General features: G+C 43.2%; 2 protein-coding genes. Both read right to left on the minus strand.

What is annotated here, in order from left to right:
- Positions 1-158 precede the first annotated feature (158 nt).
- Positions 159-713, minus strand: a complete 555-nt coding sequence (gene cas6f / locus C5471_RS23190; RefSeq protein WP_133815621.1) for a type I-F CRISPR-associated endoribonuclease Cas6/Csy4 — start codon at positions 711-713, stop codon at positions 159-161.
- Positions 714-722: 9 nt separating this feature from the next.
- A partial coding sequence (gene csy3 / locus C5471_RS23195) for a type I-F CRISPR-associated protein Csy3 (protein ID WP_166296568.1) occupies positions 723-1,526 on the minus strand: 804 nt, incomplete at its 5' end.

Here is a 1,526-nt window from a genome sequence, read left to right on the forward strand (position 1 = left end):
TTTCTAAGCTGCCTGTACGGCAGTGAACTGTTGCATATTAACTTTAATCTATTGATTATTAAAGAGCAAAGTCACTATAAAGGAGAAAAACCCTTTTTATAAACAGAGTTTAATCCCCTTAATAAATCAATAGTTTACAATTAACCGAGAAAAAAGGGTCAAAACCAAGGTACAGTAGCTGACGCACTTAATCCATAAGAGCTAAAAACTCCTGGTGTTGGTCTATCTTCTATTAACCCTTGTTCGACAAACAACGGAAAACTTTGCCCTGATGACAGACTTTTAAGGCGCAAAAACGGTAAAGTAGTGCGTTGTTCTTTGCTGATCGGAATACATTGCCGGGCTTGTTCCTCCGTTAACCACCCCTTTTTAACCGAACGGCGTCGAAGCCGCTCTACGTTACTATTGACCTGCACCCGACTCACACAACGATATTGAGTATCTTGAGGTACTGGTTGGATATCCGTCACTTCAGTATAATCCCTGAGCCCTTTTAACCAAGGTAACGCCTGTAAGTCATTCAGCGCTTCGCTTGAACCGTGAATCCTCAACGTGTCCCCCAGCTTTTTTCTCGCACACGGAAAACTGACCCCAATACGTCCGTTACCCACTTGCCCTAATGCCCGATGCAGTTTAGCAAATAACGCTTCCATCAAGCTTTGCTGGCTAAATTCAGGATCGGGAAGGACGCGGATTTCAAGGTAATAATCCATCGTATCCCCTTATTCACCTTTCTCACCAAAAACACCACCACGGATCAAAGTCGCCATAACATAGTGTTGTTGCTCTACTTCCGGCACTTTTCCTTTGATGACCCAGTTATCTAGCAAAGTATAAAAATCCATTTTGGCTTTAGGCTGACGATAAGCCTTACCCCGGCTAGTTACTGAACCATAGGGTTCAACAGCAATTGGGCCAAGATCCAACTCAGATGCATCGGGATACCACGTATCAATGGTGCGAAGCGCGTTACCTACTTTCTGTGAATGCAATGCAGCAATTCCATTGACCTGATACAACACTTTGCTTTTTTTACTGTTACTGTCGAGAACTAATTCTTGAGAAGGGAAAACTTCCTGACCACAGTTTAAGCGAACAAAAGCCTCCACGTTGAAGAATGTTGCTCCATCACCCGCCAACCCTTCCTCAATTTCAGCAGCAAGTTTAGCTAAATGACCTTCTACCTTACCGAATTCACGTAAACTGAAATCTTCACAATTAAATTCCCACCATTCGCTACTCTTCCCCTTCACACAAACCTTAATTTCTTCTGCGCCAACTCGGTTACGCCACAAAAACCGTCCATTAGCCAGATTTTCTGCATAACGTGCAGCCAGTGTTTTAAAACCATGCTCGGCAATATAACCGTTGATTACATTCGCCAGTTCAGCCTGATAATCCTGATCGTTACACACTGATGGTGTTGAAAGATTGCCTAATACCCGCAATGTGAAACTCACTTTCAGGGTATCAGAATCAAAAGGCAATGCCGCAACATCAACACGTTGCAGGTTTGCTTTTTGAAT

This window comes from Photorhabdus tasmaniensis (genome assembly GCF_011189505.1).
Classification (GTDB): domain Bacteria; phylum Pseudomonadota; class Gammaproteobacteria; order Enterobacterales; family Enterobacteriaceae; genus Photorhabdus; species Photorhabdus tasmaniensis.